General features: G+C 64.0%; 14 protein-coding genes. 5 read left to right on the forward strand and 9 right to left on the reverse strand.

The annotated features are described in order from the left end of the window. Entirely contained in the window at positions 1 to 2,865 is a 2,865-nt protein-coding gene (locus FQ746_RS33175) for a Tat pathway signal sequence domain protein (RefSeq protein WP_144114010.1), read from the forward strand. Between the two features lie 87 nt (positions 2,866 to 2,952). On the opposite strand, the gene FQ746_RS33180 is transcribed toward FQ746_RS33175, so the two are convergent. From FQ746_RS33180 to FQ746_RS33200, 5 genes are all read right to left on the reverse strand, one after another. Then, on the reverse strand, positions 2,953 to 3,801 hold the full coding sequence (locus FQ746_RS33180) for an ABC transporter permease (protein ID WP_144114011.1): 849 nt from the start codon (positions 3,799 to 3,801) through the stop codon (positions 2,953 to 2,955). A 28-nt stretch (positions 3,802 to 3,829) separates the two neighbouring features. Next, on the reverse strand, positions 3,830 to 4,654 hold the full coding sequence (locus FQ746_RS33185) for an ABC transporter ATP-binding protein (protein ID WP_144114012.1): 825 nt from the start codon (positions 4,652 to 4,654) through the stop codon (positions 3,830 to 3,832). Positions 4,655 to 4,686: 32 nt separating this feature from the next. Beyond that, positions 4,687 to 5,724 (reverse strand): ABC transporter substrate-binding protein, encoded by a 1,038-nt coding sequence (locus FQ746_RS33190; protein ID WP_144114013.1) that lies wholly within the window; start codon positions 5,722 to 5,724, stop codon positions 4,687 to 4,689. Positions 5,725 to 5,797: 73 nt separating this feature from the next. Further along, positions 5,798 to 6,730 carry a TauD/TfdA dioxygenase family protein gene (locus FQ746_RS33195; protein WP_144114014.1) on the reverse strand — a complete coding sequence of 311 codons (933 nt, stop codon included), beginning with the start codon at positions 6,728 to 6,730 and terminating at the stop codon, positions 5,798 to 5,800. A gap of 226 nt (positions 6,731 to 6,956) precedes the next feature. Further along, a complete protein-coding gene (locus tag FQ746_RS33200; protein WP_260854254.1) occupies positions 6,957 to 8,555 on the reverse strand; it encodes an ABC transporter substrate-binding protein in 1,599 nt (532 codons plus the stop codon). 419 nt (positions 8,556 to 8,974) lie between these two features. On the opposite strand from FQ746_RS33200, the gene FQ746_RS33205 reads away from it, so the two are divergent. Continuing rightward, positions 8,975 to 10,096: an LLM class flavin-dependent oxidoreductase gene (locus FQ746_RS33205; RefSeq protein WP_144114015.1), complete on the forward strand. Its 1,122-nt coding sequence runs from the start codon at positions 8,975 to 8,977 to the stop codon at positions 10,094 to 10,096. 6 nt (positions 10,097 to 10,102) lie between these two features. On the opposite strand, the gene FQ746_RS33210 is transcribed toward FQ746_RS33205, so the two are convergent. From FQ746_RS33210 to FQ746_RS33225, 4 genes are read right to left on the reverse strand one after another with little or no spacing between them, the layout of a single operon-like run. Next, positions 10,103 to 11,851 carry an ABC transporter ATP-binding protein gene (locus FQ746_RS33210; RefSeq protein ID WP_144114016.1) on the reverse strand — a complete coding sequence of 583 codons (1,749 nt, stop codon included), beginning with the start codon at positions 11,849 to 11,851 and terminating at the stop codon, positions 10,103 to 10,105. 21 nt (positions 11,852 to 11,872) lie between these two features. Further along, positions 11,873 to 12,907 carry an ABC transporter permease gene (locus FQ746_RS33215; RefSeq protein WP_144114017.1) on the reverse strand — a complete coding sequence of 345 codons (1,035 nt, stop codon included), beginning with the start codon at positions 12,905 to 12,907 and terminating at the stop codon, positions 11,873 to 11,875. A gap of 39 nt (positions 12,908 to 12,946) precedes the next feature. Continuing rightward, positions 12,947 to 13,927, reverse strand: a complete 981-nt coding sequence (locus FQ746_RS33220; protein WP_144114018.1) for an ABC transporter permease — start codon at positions 13,925 to 13,927, stop codon at positions 12,947 to 12,949. Positions 13,928 to 13,940: 13 nt separating this feature from the next. Beyond that, complete coding sequence (locus tag FQ746_RS33225; protein ID WP_144114019.1) at positions 13,941 to 15,557, reverse strand: ABC transporter substrate-binding protein; 1,617 nt, start codon at positions 15,555 to 15,557, stop codon at positions 13,941 to 13,943. A gap of 474 nt (positions 15,558 to 16,031) precedes the next feature. On the opposite strand from FQ746_RS33225, the gene FQ746_RS33230 reads away from it, so the two are divergent. From FQ746_RS33230 to FQ746_RS33240, 3 genes are all read left to right on the forward strand, one after another. Further along, positions 16,032 to 16,742 carry an energy transducer TonB gene (locus tag FQ746_RS33230; protein WP_144114020.1) on the forward strand — a complete coding sequence of 237 codons (711 nt, stop codon included), beginning with the start codon at positions 16,032 to 16,034 and terminating at the stop codon, positions 16,740 to 16,742. 105 nt (positions 16,743 to 16,847) lie between these two features. Then, on the forward strand, positions 16,848 to 17,813 hold the full coding sequence (locus FQ746_RS35545; protein WP_144114021.1) for a MotA/TolQ/ExbB proton channel family protein: 966 nt from the start codon (positions 16,848 to 16,850) through the stop codon (positions 17,811 to 17,813). A 31-nt stretch (positions 17,814 to 17,844) separates the two neighbouring features. Further along, positions 17,845 to 18,128, forward strand: a 284-nt coding sequence (locus FQ746_RS33240) for an ExbD/TolR family protein (RefSeq protein ID WP_144114022.1), incomplete at its 3' end; no start/stop codon positions are given.

The following is an 18,128-nucleotide window of genomic DNA, read 5'->3' on the forward strand; positions in this document are numbered from 1 at the left end:
ATGAGCAGAGGATTCGACAGACGGACTTTCTTCAAGGTGGCGTCGCTTGCTTACGGCGCCGCCGCGAGTGCAACGGATGCGGCTCGGGCCGCAGTCGGGACAGTCGCCGGGACGGCGGGCAACGCCTCGCGCCACCCCGCTTCCCGCGACGATGCCGCACGCGTGCAGTGGCTCGACCAGCCGCCACCGGTCACGGGCTTTACCGGTGCGACGTGGGGCATCCCGTGGCCGCGCGGCACGGTTGCTGCCACCAGCACCTTCTCGTTGCGAAGCGACGCACGCCGGGTCGATCTGCAATCGTGGCCGCTTGCGTACTGGCCCGACGGCTCGCTGAAATGGAGCGCGCACGCGCTGGCGCCGCGCGGGTTCGACGCTTTGGACAACCGCGACGCGAGTGCCTCTTTCGTCGTCGAGCCCAATATGACGTCGGCCGATGTCGCGAACGGGCCAGCCCTTGTGCCGATCGCGCGACGGGTCGGCGACGCAATCGAGATCGATACCGGCTTGCTTCAAGGCACGATTCCCGTTGCCGGAGAGCGCGTATTCGTCAGCCTGACCCGCAACGGCGGGGCCGCCCTGCAGGATGGCCGGCTAGTGGTCCTGGCGGACGAGCGCGATCCGGCGCAGGCAGGCCGCGACGACGACGACAACGACAACGACAACGAAACCAGCCTGCCGGCTCGCCGGCGTTACCGCGGGCGGATCGATCGGGCGACGCTCGAACAAAATGGCCCGGCGCGCGCGCTCGTGAAGCTGGAAGGCACCCATTTCATCGAGAGCAGCAGCAATACGGGCGGTGCGACATTACTGCCCTTCGTACTGCGGCTGTATTTCTATCGCGACTCGGACGCCGTGCGACTCGTCCACAGTCTGGTCTACGACGCCGATCCGCGACGCACCTTCATTCGCGGCGTGGGCCTGCGATTCGGCAAACCGCTGCAGGGTGAGGCCCATGAACGTTTCGTGCGCTTCGTAGGCGATAACGGCGGCGTATTCGCCGAAGCGGTTCGCGGTCTGACGGGACTGCGCCGCACGCCAGGACACGCGGTAGAGTCGGCTCAATTCGAAGGCGAAGCCACACCGCCTGCCGACGCGCTAGGAAAGATTTTTGCAAGGGATCTGCGCTTCGTTCCCGCATGGGGCGACTACACCCTGTTGCAGTCGAATGCCGATGGATTCACCATCGACAAGCGCACGCAAGGCGGCTGCGGATGGGTACGCTCCGCCAACGGCACGCGTGCTTCCGGCACCGGGTATCTCGGTGCGCTCGATGGCGGTGTGGCTTTCGGCATTCGCCACTTCTGGCAGAGTCATCCCGGTCAGATCGACATTCGCAATGCGCACACGTCCAACGCCACCGTCACCCTGTGGCTGTGGGCACCCGATGCGCCAGCAATGGATCTGCGTCCTTACCACGACGGTATGGGCGAGACGACATATGCCTTGCAACGCGATGCGCTCGATATCACCTACGAAGACTACGAGCCGGGCTTCATGACACCGTATGGCGTGGCACGTACCAGCGAAATCGAATTGCAGTTGTTGCCCGCCACACCCTCGCATGCCGCGCTCGCGGCGATTGCGCAGCGCATCGAAACACCGCCGCGGCTGATCGCCTCGCGTGCGTGGATGTATCGCGCCGAGGCGTTCAGCCAGTACTGGCGCCCGGCCCATGAAGCCGCCGCACACGCGGCATCGAACGGCGTGTCGAACGCCGAACTCGGTCGCACCCAGCAGGGACTCGACTGGAACTATGACTTCTATCGAGGCCAGATCGAACAGCGCAAATGGTACGGCTTCTGGGATTTCGGCGACGTGATGCACACCTACGACAGCACACGTCATGTCTGGCGCTACGACGTCGGCGGATTTGCTTGGGACAATGGCGAACTGAGCACCGACATCTGGTTGTGGCACTACTGGCTGCAATCGGGCCGTGCCGACGCCTTCCATACCGCCGAGGCAATGACTCGCCACGGTAGCGAAGTGGACGTTCATCATATTGGCCCGTTCAGCCCGCTCGGCTCACGTCACGACGTCCAGCATTGGGGCGACAGTGCGAAGCAGTTGCGCGTCTCGACCGTCACGAATCACCGCTTCTATTACTACTTGACCGCCGACGAACGCGTGGGCGACCTGATGCATGCGCAAGCCGATGCGGTCGAACGCCTGCGCGACATCCTGCCTGGCCGCAAGATCGACGAGCCGTATCCCGCCGTGGATCGCGAGCATCATGCCACCGTCTCGTTCGGCACCGATTGGGGCGCGGTCGCCGCCGCCTGGCTCACCGAATGGGAGCGCACGCAATCTCAGGTGTATCGCGACAGGCTGGTGGCAAGCATGGAGTCGATTGCGGCCCAGCCGCATGGCTTTTTCACCGGCTATGGCGTGATGGATTTACGCACCGGCCGATTTGCGCCCGACATGAGCGGCGCGATGTCCGTGTCGCATCTGAGTGCGGTTTTCGGCTTGCCCGAAGTCTGCGGCGAACTGTTTCGCCTGCTCGACGTGCCGGCGTTTCGCGAGGCGTGGCTGCAATACTGCACGCTCTATTCCGCAAGTGCGGAGGAACAGCAGGCGGCGCTCGGCAAGCCGCTCGGCAAGCTGAATCTCAATCAGGGTCACGCGCGACTGCTGGCCTTCGCCGGCCACGAGACGGGCGACGCCGCATTGTGCCGGCGGGCGTGGCAGCAATTCTTTGCGGGACGCGCGGGCAGCACGTTCAGCGACTTCCACACCGAGCGCGTGCGGGTCCCGGACGTGCTCTACGATGTCGACGAAGCGCCCCGCGTGTCGACCAATTCGTCGGCTCAATGGGGCCTGGGCGCAATCGGATTGCTCGCGCTCGCGGTTGATAATGGTTGAGCGAGGAACACAACCGGCTCGGTTGCGCCGGTTGTACGCCTGGAATCCAAGGTGGTGATGCGCACAGGCGCGAGCGTGCGCGCCACCCTAACCTCGCCATGCGGTCAGGCGGCGCTCCGCCAGCAGCACAGCATGATTGAACGCGAGCCCGAGCAGCGCGAGCGTGATGATGCCCGCATACATTTTCGGAATCTCGAAGGTGAACTGCGAGTAGTTGACAAGGTAGCCCAGTCCCGCTTTTGCGCCGACCATTTCTGCCGCGATCAGCACGAGAATCGAGTAAGCCGCCGCGACCCGGATGCCCGTGAATACCGTGGGCACCGATGCCGGCAACACCACGCGGATAAACAGTTGTAATGAGCCGAGCCCCATCGAGCGTGCGGAGCGGATCAGCAGCGGATCGACGTTGCGCACACCGCTCACCGTGTTGAGCACCACCGGCCAGATGCACGAATAGACAACCATCGAGATCTTCGAGGTCTCGCCCATTCCCAGTATCAGCACGAAGACCGGCAGCAACGCGAGCGGCGCGGTATTGCGGAACAATTCCAGCAACGGGTTGAGCACTTCTTCGAGCTTCCGGTACCAGCCGATCACGAGACCCAACGGCACGCCGAGCGCCACGGCGATGACAAAACCGCCCAGCGCGCGCGTGGTGCTGGCCAGTAGATGCTGCTCCAGTTCGCCCGAGCGCAGCATGTCGAACAGTGCGGCGAGCACCGCCGAAAACGGCGGCAGAAAGGTCGCGTCGACCCATCCCGCCCGCGGCAGGCTCTCCCATAGCCCGCAAAAAATCACGATGGCGATGCTGCTCCGAAAAATTCGCGGAAAGGTGGCCGTAAGTGCGACAAACCGCGACGTCTCTGTCGCGCTCGCCGCTGCACGGGTTGCTGGGGCTGGTGGGGTCGGCGCGGCTCGCGTGCCTGCAGTGCTCATCTTCTGCTTCCTTTTCTACTGTCTTCTATCAGGCCGCCTGGGCCGCTTCTGGCCGGGGTACGGATTCGCGCCGGTAGGTCTGCGCCTCGGCGCGCGTATGCGTCAACGCCCAGATTTCATGGCGCAGCCGCACGAACTCCGGCTTCGAGCGCATGTCGTCCGAAAGGTCGCCGCGCTCCAGATGGACGTCGAGCGAATGCGCGATACGACCGGGCGCCGCCGCCATCACGAGCACGCGTTCGCCGAGATAGATCGCTTCGTCGATGGAATGCGTGATGAACACCACGGTGGTACCCGTGCGCTGCCAGAGCCGCAGCAGTTCATCCTGCAAGGTCTCGCGGGTCTGGGCATCGAGTGCGGCGAACGGCTCGTCCATCAGCAGCACTTCGGGCTCGAACGACAGCGCGCGCGCAATCGCGACGCGCTGCTTCATGCCGCCCGACAGTTCATGCGGATACCGGTTGCCGAATTCGCCCAGTCCGACCAGATCGAGACACGCGCGCGCCCTGTCGCGACGCTCCGCTCTGGCAACACCTTTGGCCGCCAGGCCGAACTCGACGTTGCCGAGCGCGGTTTTCCAGGGAAACAGCGCGTACTGCTGGAAGACGACGCCGCGATCGAGGCCCGGTCCTTCGACCGTCTTGCCGTTGATCGATATCTGGCCATCGTCCACCGTCGCCAGTCCGGCGATCAGATCGAGCAGAGTCGTCTTGCCGCAGCCGCTCGGTCCCACCAGCGTGATGAACTCGCCCGCACGGACGTCGAAAGAGACCTTCTCCAGCACGCTAAAATGCCCGCGCCGCTTCAGATCGAATCCTTTCGTGACGTCGCGCACGCCGATTGCCGCCCCCATATCGTCGACCTCGAAATTCGTCGCTTGCCGGCCTAGCGGGCCGCCACCGACTGGTTGAACGGATTGAACTGGTTGGAGTAGATCGCATCGGGCTTCACCTGATCGGGTTTCAGCACGCCGTTCTTCACGTACCAGTCGATATACGTCATGAAGTCCCCGGCATCGATCAGGCCACCCTTGCCGCCTACGCCCGCCGACTTCCAGTAGTTGACGATCGAGGTGTCTTCATTGCGGTGCCGCGCCTCGACGATCTTCCTGAGCCGTGCCACCACTTCGGCGCGCGGCGTGTTCTTCGCCCACTCGATCGCTCTCGCCGTGCCGTCGACGAACTTGCGCACCGTATTCGGGTTCTGCGCGATGAAGCGGTCGGTGAACAGATAGCTCGCATAGCCGAACGAGCCGAACAGTTGATAGTCGGTGGTCAGCAGGGTCGCCCCGCCGGTCGCGACCAGCTTGTCCTTGATGATGTCTTCGAGGAACACCGCATCGAGCTGCTTCTGCTTGAGCAACTGCGCGAGGTTCACCGGCGGCGCCGCGACGAACACCACCTTGTCGATGTCGTCTTTCGACAAGCCCGCTTTCTCGAGATACGCGGTCACCAGGTATTGCTCGTAGGCGCCCGGCGTATTCACGCCGACTCGCCGGCCGATCAGATCGCGCGCACCGTGAATCGGGCTGCCTTGCAGCACGAAGAGTCCACCGTTGGTTTCCCTGTCGGTGCCGATATAGGAGATCACCGCCTTCACGGGCGCATGCGCCGCGACCAGTTTCACGATCGAGCCGTTGAATGCGCCGCCGAAATCGACGTCGCCAGTGACTGCCGCCTGAATGTCCTGCGGCCCGCTGATCGTGTTGCCCACCCATTTGAGCTTTAGCGGCGCCAGATAACCGAGGTCTTCGGCGAGTTCCGGATACAGCACTTTGCTCGCCCAGCCCTGATAGCGTAATTCGGTTTTCTCAGGCGTTTGTGCCAGCGCGGACGTGGCGCCGGACAGGAAAACTGTGGCCAGCGCCGACACCAGCAGTCCCCTGCCGATGCGTTGCCGCCACGAACGTACGCTTTGCTTCATGCTTCGATCTCCTCGGTGGATCAGGCGCAGGGGCAGGATCAGGGGCAGGGTCATGACAGCTTCCGTATGCGGCTCAGAACACACCGTCGTGTTCGAGCGTGACGCGGTGAATGCGACGGCGCGCCGAACCATAATCGCGCGCGGCGTAGTGCTGGACCTGACGGTTGTCCCAGATCGCGACGTCACCTGCGCGCCATTCGAAACGGGCCTGCACTTCGGGCGTCTTGATCAGGTCGTACAGGTAGTTCAGGAGGCTCTGGCTGGCCGTCTTCGACACGCCGAGCAGGTGGCTGGTATGGCCTTCGTTGACGAACACCAGCTTGCGGCCGTTTTCCGGGTGGGTCTTGATGACCGGCACCTCGATGGGCGGATACTTGGCCGATGCGTCGCGCACTCGCGCAAGACCGGCCGCCACGCTCTGTTCGCTGGTGCCTTCGGGAATGTCGTAGCCGCTCAGCAGATCGGCCAGCGCCTGCTTTTTGGGTGAGGCGAGGAAGGTGTTCACCGCCGTCAGCTTCTCGAAGTAGCGGGCCAGATCGGGATCCAGCAGGTCGTAGACTGCCGTCGACGAGGTCCAGATCGTGTCGCCGCCGCCCCCTTCTGGAATCTCCTGTGCGTGGAGGACCGTGGCCTTGGGTGGCTGGTGCTGCCACGAAACGTCGACGTGCCAGTTGTCGGTGCCACCGGACTGGGTTTTTTCGCTATGCGCGATGACCTCGATTTCAGGAAATCCGGTGACGGCCGGCAGATAGACATTCTTGCGCACCGGCGTGCCGAACACGCGCGCGAGCGCCACGTGCTGCTCGGGCGTAAGCGTCTGCTCGCGAAAAAAGATCACGCCGTGATCGACGAGTGCCTGCCTCACGACCTGTTGATTGTCTTCGCTCAATGGCTGAGACAAATCTACGTTTTCGATCACGGCGCCAATCAACGGCTTGTAGCGACGCACACGAAGCGGCTGGTGAGCGGCGGACTGTTGCGACTGATGTTCGAGCACGGTACTCATGACTTTCTCCTTGAGGTCGAAAAGCGAGACTCATGAAAACAGTCGGCAGACCACCTCGACAACCAAGAAATAGCTGCATGCTTATGTGCCCGAAAAAGATTCGATTAGTCCGCGATCCATCGAAAGTTCCCGATGCACGAGGCGATTTGGTTCGAACGAAAAGTTATTTCGGACGACGTCGTTTTTCGCCTACGGTCGAAGGCTCCGGTCGATCGCGGATCGCTCGCTAAGGCTGGATGCTCAAGTCGGCGAAATTGCCTCTCAATCCCTCGCCGGTCGGCGCGTAGTTTTTCACCTTCTTCGACACGATGGTGATATTCGGATTCGCGCCAAACTCAATCGACGGAATATCGTCATGGACGATCTGCTGGAACTGGATGAACAACTGGCGGCGCTTTGCCTCGTCGGTCTCGACCGATGCCGCTTCCAGCAGGCGATCCACTTCCGGATTCGAATAGTGCGCCGCATTGGAGAACGGCAGCCCGATCTTGAAGTTCTTCGACCAGAACACGCGCTGCACGCCGACCGTCGGATCGAATACGTTCGCGAGCGCTTCGAGCGTGATGTCGAAAGCCCGGTCCGTATAAGCCTTCTTCACATAGGTCGCAAAATCGTAGCTCTCGATCTCGGCGTCGATGCCGATACGCGCCAGCGACTGCCGCACGAAATCCGCGGCGCGCGGGTCCTGGAACGGGTTGAACAGCAGCCGCAGCTTGAACCGCTTGCCGTCCGCGCCCCGCTTCAGGCCGGCGGCATCGAGCGCGGCATTGGCCGCCGCAATGTCATACGGGAAGTAATGAATGTCCGCATCGTGATACTTCGTATTGGCCACGCCGATCGCCGCCGCCGACACCGTGCCGTAGCCATACCAGACCACACGGTTCAAGGCGTTGACGTCCACCGCCTGCGAGATCGCCTTGCGAACGGCCTTGTCCTTCAGAACAGGCGTATCCAGATTGAAGATCAGTTGCTGATGGTTGCTGACATAAGGCCAGTTGGTCGTATCGACGTTGAAGGCGGGCAGCGCCGCGAAGCGCTTCACATCGGATAACGGAATCGCCTGATCGGCCAGATTCGCCGCGCCCGATTCGAGCGCCGCCGCCCGCGCCGCGGCGTCGGGCAGAAACCGCACGATGATCTTGTCGACGTACGGCTTGGGTTTGTCCCAGTAGTCCGGATTGCGTTCGAGAAGAATGTAGCTGCCGTGAACGAACGATTTGAAAACGAACGGCCCCGTGCCAACGGGTGCGCTGTTATGCGGATTGGCGACGATATCCGTTCCCTCGTACAGATGCTTCGGGATAATCGGCGATTCCGAGCCGGACAATGCGGTCAGCAGAAACGGTGCGGGCTTCGACAGTTCGATGATGGCCGTGTAATCGTCCGGGGTCTTCACGTCGGTGACGTTCGCGAACGTGCTGCGGCCGCGCGGATGCACCTGCTTGAGCGTCAGAATGGAAAACGCGACGTCGGCGGACGTGAACGGCTTGCCATCGTGCCATCTGACGCCGTGGCGCAACGTGAAGCGATACTGCAGGCCATCCTTGCTGACGCTCCATGCGCTTGCGAGCAACGGCTCGGGATTCAGGTCCTTGTCGTAAGTCAGCAGACCTTCGACTACCTTGGGCCCGATCTCCGCGTTACCGCCGGCGGTGGTCGTCAAGGGGACGATGGAGGCCGGCTCGGGCGCGACCAGCCACGTCAGGGTGCCGCCGTGAGCCGGCTCGGCCGCAACGGCTGCCGCAGGTGCCGTAACGGCAGCACTTAGCGTCAGCGCGAACAATGCGGTGTACAGGGTGCTGCGCAATCCATTCGACGATCCCATCGCTATCCTCTTTATTGTTTGAACGTCGGATAGTAAGGCGCGCCGAATGGGACGGAAAGCAAGCAAACGTCATTAGCTTTGCATCCGTCGAGCGCGGATTCGCGTAGGCCGGGACGAAAAGCGCCGGTCTGCTGCGATTGGAAAGCAGAATTGCTTGGTTTGATTCCGCGCACCCGCGTGCTCTACTAGAACGTTGCGGACCGTCGGGGGAAGCCCGGACTTCGTGCCGGTCGAGCCCGCGCTATTCACGTTACCCGGCACGGATAATCACTGTGACTGACTCCTCCACCGCTTCACAGCACGCTTCACAGCCCGCTTCACGGCGCGCTTCACAGCCCGCTTCGAAGCAAGACTCGCAGCACGCTTCGCAGCCGGCATCAGGACCTGCCACACCGTTCGTACCGGTTCGCTCTCCCGTCATGCTGCCCGACAGTCCGGTTGCGCGCGCTTTCGAGCAACCACTGCTGCTCGGCCTGTTCCTGCCGATCCAGGCCGGCGGCTGGAGCGCCTCGACACTGCCGCGCACGACCAACTGGGATTTCGATTACAACCTCGCGCTGGTGCAGAAGGCCGAGGCGCTCGGTTTCGACTTGGTGTTCGCGCTGTCGCAGTGGCTACCTAAAGGCGGATACGGCGGTGTGTTCAACGGCGAGGCCCTCGACTCGTTCATGTCGCTGGCCGCAATGACCGCGTGCACCGAGCGGATCATCCTCGTCGCCACCAGCCATGTACTTTACGGTCCCTGGCATCCGCTCCATTTCGCCAAGTTCTGCGCGACGCTGGATCATGTGTCGAAGGGACGCTGGGGTATCAACGTCGTCACCGGCCACCGTGCGATCGAGCATGAGATGTTCGGCTGGCATCGCATCGAACACGACCGGCGCTACGAACTGGCCGCGGAATTTCTCGACGCGGTCCAGCAATTGTGGGCCCAGCCCGAGAACTTCAGCTTCGCGCCGGCATTGTCCGGCTGGAAACTCGATCAGGCATTCGTCACGCCGAAGCCGAAATTCGGCCGTCCCCTGCTCGTCAACGCAACCGGTTCCGATGCCGGCATCGACTTCGCCGCGCGTTACTCGGACATCGTGTTCGTCACCAGTCCCGCCGGCTCCGAAGTCGAAGCGGCACTTACCGCGTTGCCCGCGCATACCGCGCGTGTAAAAGCGACGGCCGCGAAATATGGACGCAAGGTCCGCACGCTGCTCAATCCGATGGTGATCTGCCGCGAGACCGAAGCAGAAGCGCACGCCTATCGTGACGCCATCGTCGCACACGCCGACGAAGGCAGCTTCCAGCGTTTCGATAGCGACGCGCACGCGTGGCGCGGCAACGCCGAACAGCGCAGTCTAGCCGCCTCGCGCGCAGTGGGCGGCAATATTTCGATGGTTGGCTCGCCCGAGCAGATTGCCGACTACATCGTGAGATTGCATCGGGCCGGCATCGACGGCGTGCAGTTGAGCTTCTACGACTTCGAGCCGGACCTCGCTTTCTTCGGCGAACGCGTGCTGCCGTTATTGCGCGAGGCAGGCCTCAGGTACTGACCACGCTCAGGCCGCGCGCGAGTCGACCGGGCGGCCCGGAATCGCCGCGAGCAGCGAGCGCGTATAAGGATGTTGCGGCGCCCGCCAGATCTCGTGATGATGTCCGCTCTCGACGATCCGCCCCGCCTGCATCACGTGCACGCGATCGGCGATATAGCGCACGACCGAAAGGTCGTGGGAGATGAACAGGTACGCGAGTCCCAGTTCGTTTTTCAGGTCCACGAGCAGATTGAGAATCTGCGCCTGGATCGACACGTCGAGTGCGGACACCGGCTCGTCGCAGATCAGCAGGTCCGGTTCGAGCACCAGCGCTCGCGCGATACCGATGCGTTGACGCTGTCCGCCGGAAAACTCGTGCGGAAAGCGGGCAAGCGCGGAACGCGGCAAACCGACCCGGTCGAGCATCGCGACGATCCGTGCGCGGCGTTGCTGGGCATTGCCGACCCCGTTGACCACCAGCACGGTGTCCAGAATGTCCGCCACCGTACGGCGCGGGTTCAGCGACGCATACGGGTCCTGAAACACCATCTGCACATGCCGCCGCAAGGGTCGCAATGCGCGCTCGGACAGTGGCGCGAGGTCGGTGCCGCGCAGCAGGATGGCCCCGCTCGACGCGGGCACGAGCCGCAGAATCGCCTTGGACAGTGTCGATTTTCCACAACCCGATTCACCGACGAGGCCAACCGTTTCTCCGCGGGCAATCTGCAGCGACACGCCGTCGACGGCACGCAGAATGGATTTTCCATGCCGCTGCGGATAATCGATCCGCAGGTCCCGCAGTTCCAGTAGCGGCGTGCCGGCCTTCGACGTCACGCCGTCCGGCGTGCCGGTGCCCGACACCGGATCGCCACGGCGCGGCCCGGTATCGGCCACGCCCTGAGCGGTGCGCGCCGAGCGCGGTAGCACCGCAAACGTCGGCTGCCCATCGGCGTCGATTCCGTGGCGGATCTCCGGCAACTTCCAGTTGCGATAGTGCAGATGGTCGGCAAGATTCAGCGACGCGCCGAGCAGGCCGCGCGTGTACGCATGCCGAGGTGCGCTGAAGAGTTGAGCAACCGGCGCTTCCTCGACCTTTTCGCCGGCCAGCATCACCGCCACCCTGTCCGCGTGTTTCGCGACGATGCTGAGGTCGTGCGTGATCAGCAGCAACGACATCGACAGTTCGTGCCGCAAGCCGTCCAGCAGTTCGAGAATGTGCGCCTGGATCGTAACGTCGAGCGCCGTGGTGGGCTCGTCCGCAATCAGCAGACGCGGCCGGCAGGCTACCGCCATCGCGATCATCACGCGTTGCCGCTGACCGCCCGACAGTTCGTGCGGGTAGTCGAACGCGCGCCGCTGCGGCTCGGGAATCTGCACGAGCGCCAGCAGTTCGACCGCACGCTGCCAGGCGACGCTGCGGGTGAGGCGCTCATGCTGCCGCAACGTCTCGACAATCTGTGCGCCGACCGACAGCACCGGATTGAGCGAGGTCATCGGCTCCTGGAAAATCATCGAAATCTGTTTGCCGCGAATCTCGCGAATCTCCCGTGCCGGCAGATCGAGCAGTTCGTGACCGTCGAAACGCAGGCTGCCGCTGACCCGACCGGGCGACGGCACGAGGCGCATCAACGACAGCGCCGTCGCGGATTTTCCGCAGCCTGATTCGCCGACCAGCGCAAGCGTCTCGCCCGGTGCGACGTCGAAGCTCAGTCCTCGCACTGCCTCGTGCGCACCGAAACGTACGCGCAGATCGCGTACTTCAAGCAGATTGGCCACAGTCCATCCTCGAATAGCAGGTCAGGCGCGCTCGCGCAGCCGGGGATTGAGCGCGTCGTTCAGGCCGTCGCCGAGCAAATTCAGCGCGAGCACGGCGAGCACGATCGCGGCGCCGGGCACCGCGGTCAAATACCACGCCGTGCGCAGCGAATCGCGCCCGGTGCCGATCATGCCGCCCCAGCTCACCACGTTCGGGTCGCCCATGCCGAGAAACGACAGGGACGACTCGATCAGAATCGCGCTCGCCACCATCACCGAAGCGGTCACGATCACCGGTGGCAACGCGTTCGGCAGAATCTCGCCGAAGATGATGCGCGCATTGCCGAAGCCCTGGCTGCGCGCGGCGAGCACGAAGTCCGCCTGGCGCAGCGACCGGAACTCCGCCCGCACGATGCGCGCGACCGTGGGCCACGAAGCAATGCCAATGGCGAGCGCGATGGTCGTGACACTCGGCCGGCCAATCGCGACGAGCACGATCACCAGCAGGAACGACGGCACCGTTTGAAAGAGCTCGGTCACCCGCACCAGCGCATCGTCGATCACCCCGCCGAAGAAACCGCCGGTCGCGCCGACCAGCGTGCCGATGACGAGGCCGATGCCGGCCGAGGTCGCGCCGATCAGCAGCGAGACACGCGTGCCGTGCGCGATGCCCGCGCTCACGTCGCGTCCGAGCGAGTCGGTGCCGAGCCAGTATTGCGGGTCCGTGCCAGGCCACTCGAACGGCGCGGCCACCATGTCCAGCGGATCGCCGGGAAACAGGTGCCCCGCCGTCAGCGCGAGCACGATAAATGTCGCGAGCAGCACGAGCCCCGCGACGGCCGATGGATTGCTCAACAGGGCCCGCCAGACGCCCCAACCTGCCGCGACGCCGGCCGGCCGCTCCGGGCCGGGGTCGGGGTCGAGGGCCGGGTCGAGGTCCGCATCCTCACCGCCGTCGAGTCCAATCGCCTGGCGGCGGCGTGAGCCGAACAGCGTGCCCGCCAACTGGCGCCGCCATGACGAGCCCGCGGCGGCGGAGCGCCTCGCGCCCAGTTCCGAAGAGTCGGAGGAAGCCATGTCATCCTTCCTGATTGAATGCAATACGCGCCGCGACGATTACGCCACGCGCGGATCGAGCCACGCCTGCAGCAGATCGACCAGTACGTTGGCAACGATCACGAGCAGCGAGGACAGCAGCAGCACGCCGAGCAGAACGCTGAAATCGCGCGCCATCACCGCGTCGAGTGCGAGACGGCCGAGGCCGGGCCAACTGAACACCGTCTCCGTGACCGCCGCGCCGCCTAGCAAGGTACCGAAATGAATGCCGACCATCGTCGTGAGCGGCATCAATGCATTGCGCAGCACGTGGCGCACCGTGACCCGCCACGGATGCAGCCCCTTCGCGTACGCCGTGCGCACGAAGTCCTGCCGCTGCACTTCCAGCATTGCGGCGCGGGTCAGGCGTGCATAGATCGCCACGAAAAAGCTCGCCAGCGTCGCGGCCGGCAGCAGAACATGGCGCAGCGCATCCGCAAAATAGGCGAAGCCGTGCAATTGCGCACCGAGCGTGATGTTGCCGCCGCTCGGCAACCAGCCCAGGTGCACCGAGAACAGCACGATCGCAAGCAGGCCGATCCAGAAACCCGGCGTCGAATACAGCAGCAGCGCCAGCACGGACAGCACGCGGTCCGGCCACCTGCCGGCCCAATGCGCCATCACCGCACCGAGCAGCACGCCCGTGACGATCGCGAACGACAAGGCCACGCCCATCAGCAACAACGTGTTGGGCAGGCGCGAGAGGATCAGTTGCATCACCGGCATGTCGTAGCGCGGCGAGTAGCCGAGACTGAAATGCGCGAGATGCGCGAGATACGACCACAACTGGTGCAGCACCGGCTGGTCGAGACCGAACTTCGCGCGCAGCACCTGCATGGTTTCGACAGTGGCCGAGCCGGACTCGCCGGCCAGCACGTCGGCGGCGTCACCCGGCATCAGCTTGAGCAGGAAGAAGTTCAGGATTACGATCCCGACCGCCGTGGGCAGCGCCTGCCATGCGGTACGCCGCGCAATCGCGGCAAAACGCAAACCTCGACTCATCGTCTCGCTCCCGTCATGCGCTCAGGTAGACATCCGCGAGATTGCCTTCGAGGCCTTGCGCGGACACGGTGTGGTTGCGAACCCGCCGGTTCGCGAGCGTGACCATTCGCGGCGCGACCAGGTTGAGAATCGGCAGATCCCGATAGACGATCTGCTGGAACTGCTGATACAGCGCAACGCGTCTGGCCTCGTCGGTTTCCACCGAAGCGCTTTCGAGCAGACGGTCCACTTCCGGGTTGCTGTAAAGCGGCGCGTTCGAAAACGGCACGCCGGGGCGGATGTTCTTCGACCAGTACAGACGCTGCACGCCCACGCTCGGATCGAACAGCGTATTCACGCCGATGCTCGTGAAGTCGAACTGGCGATCGGCGTACACACGCTTCAGGAACGCGGGCAAATCCTGCGAGCGCACCGTGACGTCGATGCCGATGCGCGCCAGCGCCGACTTCACGTACTGTGCCTGGCGCAGATACATATCGCCATACGGCAGATAATCGTGCGTCAGACGCAAGCGCACGCCGCCGTCCTTGCGCGGGTAGCCGGCCGCATCGAGCAGTTTCTCCGCTGCGCCGTTATCGAACGCGTAAGGCGCAAGCTTCGCGTCGTGATACGGCGAGCCGGGCGTGATCGGGGTGGGCGACAGGTCCGCGTAGCCATACGCAACCGTGCGCTGCACGACCTGTGGATCGATTGCATGCGCGATCGCCTGGCGCACCCGCAAGTCCTTCAGAGCCGGATGATCGAGATTGAAGTCGATCTCCGACAGCGGTTCCAGGAAGCGGTAGCCGCGCGTTTCGACCGCCAGTTGCGGCAGTTGGGTGAGACGCGGCAGATCGGTGAGTGGAACCGGATTCTCGCCGCCCAGATCGAGCGCGCCGGTTTCGAATGCGGCGGAGCGCGCCGCCGCGTCGGGAATCACCTTGAAGACGAGGCCGTCGATATACGGCTTGCCCGCGTCCCAGTAGTCCGGATTACGTTCGTAGACGATATTCGCGCCACGAGTCCACGATTTGAAGCGGAACGGACCGGTGCCGACCGGCGCGTTGTTGTGCGGATTCGACAGCGGATCGCCCTGCGCATACAGGTGTTTCGGCACGATCGGCGATTCTCCCGCCGACAGCGCCTTCAGCAGATAGGGCGCGGGCTTCGACAGTTCGATCACGGCCGTGCGTCCATCCGGCGTCGCCACCGCGGTGACATTCGAGAACGTGCTGCGCCCGCGCGGATGCACCGACTTCAGCAGATCGATCGAGAACGCGACGTCGGCCGACGTGAACGGCTGGCCATCGTGCCACTTCACGTTTTGCCGCAGCGTGAACGTGTATTTCAGCCCATCGGGACTGACGCTCCACGCGGTCGCCAGTTGCGGCTTCGGGCGCAGATCGAAGTCGTAGGCGAGCAGCCCTTCGAGTACCTTGGAACTGGCGACGAGCGCGGGCCCGGTAGTCTGAAAAATCGACACGAGAACCGGCGGCTCGGGATTGATCAGCATGTTCAACGTGCCGCCGCGCTTCGGTGTGTCAGCGCCCACTCCCTGTGCCAGCGCCAGGCCCGGCGTGCCCGCCGCGGCCAGTGCCGCACCGGCGGCCGCCGATGAGAGAAGGAAGCTGCGTCGATTCAGCCGTGTCATGTGCCTCCAGTCCCCGCTGCGAAAGTCGGAAAACCGGCCTCTCCGGCCGGATGAATAACGGAATGTTCGTGATGCCGGCCATGCCACCGCCGCAGCATCTACGATAAAACCGCAGCCGCAGCAAACGAACCAATCGTTATGTATATGCAAAGCACGGGGTGAAGGAAGGCGTGCGAACGATGCCGCCGTATTCGACGAAGCCGGCCGGTTGCGCAGGTGGCCGGCAATCGGCTGCGCGGGACATGATTTGCTCCAATCTTTAATAGGCGCTCACAGGAATCCAAAGATGGATTTATTTGTTCACGTTAATGCGCGATCTCGGTAACGTCGCTTTTCTTTCGATAACGCGGCGGTTCAATAGAGCGATATGGAAAAGCAGGGTTTTATCGCAGTATGTAATGGTAATGAAATTACCACCCGAATAATCGGCGTGGCGCTCAGGCGCTGCTCGAGATACAGCCATTGGAGCGACGTATGTCCGCGGATCTAGCCACACGCACGAGCCGGGTGCCGCCACGTCCGGCCCAGTACGGTAGACGCGAACAGAACCCGCTGCGCCGTTATGCCGGCCTGGCGGCGGTCGTTCTGCTGCACGTGCTGCTGGTCTGGGCACTGGTCGAGGGCCTCGCCAACAAGGTCGTGCAGATCGTCCAGAAGCCGATCGAGACGAGAATTTTCGAGCCGGTCGTCCCGCCGCCTCCGCCGCCGCCCGTGCCGATCGTGAAAGCGGCGCCGCCGAAGGTCAAGGCGCCTGCGCCGCCGTTCGTGCCGCGACCCGAGGTCAAGGTGAGCCCGCCGCCGGTCGCACCGACCATCACGCACCAGGAGGTGCCGACACCGACGCCGGTCGCGCCCCCGCCCGCACCTGCACCCGCGCCCGCTCCTGTCGCTGCGCCGGCAGCGGCCGCGCCGGTCAGTCACGTGGTGGGCGTGGTGTGCCCGAACTCCGAAGAGGTGCGCCGCTCGGTGGGTTACCCGCAGGAAGCCCAGGACAACGACATTACCGGCGACGTGACGATCTCGTTCGTCGTCGATCCGCAGGGGCATGTGACCGACGAGAAAGTGGAGCGATCCGCCGACCCGATTCTCGATCACGCGGCGTTCAACGCGGTGAAGAAATTCAACTGTATTTCGCAGGGGCAGCCGGTGCGCGTGCAGGTGCCGTTCTCGTTCAATCTGAACTGAGCCGAACTGAACCGCTGAGCGGACTCGCGCCACGCTCGCCCTGAAAACTGAAACAAGCAGCAGCCCAACACTCCGACATCCATGAATGCAACATCGGGAGCCTGTATGAAGAAGCGTCCTTTCCTTGCCGCTGCGGCGGCCAGTCTGCTGATTTCGGCCACTAGCGCCGGTTTCGCCGTCGTGCCGCAAGCCGCGTGGGCGCAGGCGGGTCAATCCGCCGGCAGCGGTGCCGGCGCGGCCACGGCCGGCGTAGCGTCGTCCCCAGCGGCCCAGTCGACTCAGTCGGCCCAGTCGGCCCAGTCGGCCCAGTCGGCCCAGTCGGCCCAGTCGGCCAGCTCGCAGGATCAGCCCGTGCCGCCGCCGCTCCCGGCCACCACCGCCGAAGTGACGAACCCCTACGGGCTTGGCGCGTTATGGGCGAACGGCGACTTCGTTGCGCGTTTCGTGCTGATCCTGCTCGTGCTGATGTCGATGGGCAGCTGGTACATCATGATCACCAAGTTCGTCGAGCAACTGCGCGCCAACCGCCGCGCGACCAGCGCCGACGAACAGCTATGGAGCGCGCCCTCGCTCGCCCAGGGCGCCCAGCAGCTCGACGAGAACTCGCCGTTCCGCTTCATCGCCCAGGCCGGTATCGACGCCGGCGCGCATCACGAAGAAGCCTTGCTCGAAGCCGTGGATCGCAATACGTGGATCGACGTGTCCATCGAACGCGCCATCACCAGCGTGTCGAACCGGTTACAGGACGGTCTGGCGTTTCTCGGCACGGTCGGTTCGACGGCGCCGTTCGTCGGCCTGTTCGGCACGGTGTGGGGCATTTATCACGCGCTGACCGCGATCGGTATCGCCGGGCAGGCGTCCATCGACAAGGTGGCGGGCCCGGTGGGCGAAGCGCTCATCATGACGGCGATCGGTCTGGCCGTCGCGGTGCCCGCGGTGCTCGGCTACAACTTCCTCGTGCGTCGCAACAAGTCGGTGATGGAGCGCGTGCGGGCGTTCGGCGCGCAATTGCATACGGTGCTCCTGCCGGGCGCGAAGCGTCACGTGCGCGCCGTGGCGAACGCCAGCTAGGCGCCCCCTCGCCCACGCGGAGTAACAGGCTATGGCCATCAATGTCGGTAAAGCCGGACGGGACGGCAACGAAGACGAGATCATCGCGTCCATCAACACCACGCCGCTCGTCGACGTGATGCTGGTGCTGCTGATCATCTTCCTGATTACGATCCCGGTCGTCACGCACACGGTGCCGGTGCAGTTGCCACAGCAAACCGTGAGTCCCTTGCAGACCAAACCGGACAGTGTCGAGATCGCAGTGAACAAGGACGGCAACGTGTTCTGGAACGAGCGGCTGGTCGATGCGCCGACGCTGCTGGCGCGGCTGAAAAC

Source organism: Paraburkholderia sp. BCC1886, assembly GCF_900996245.1.
Lineage (GTDB): Bacteria > Pseudomonadota > Gammaproteobacteria > Burkholderiales > Burkholderiaceae > Paraburkholderia.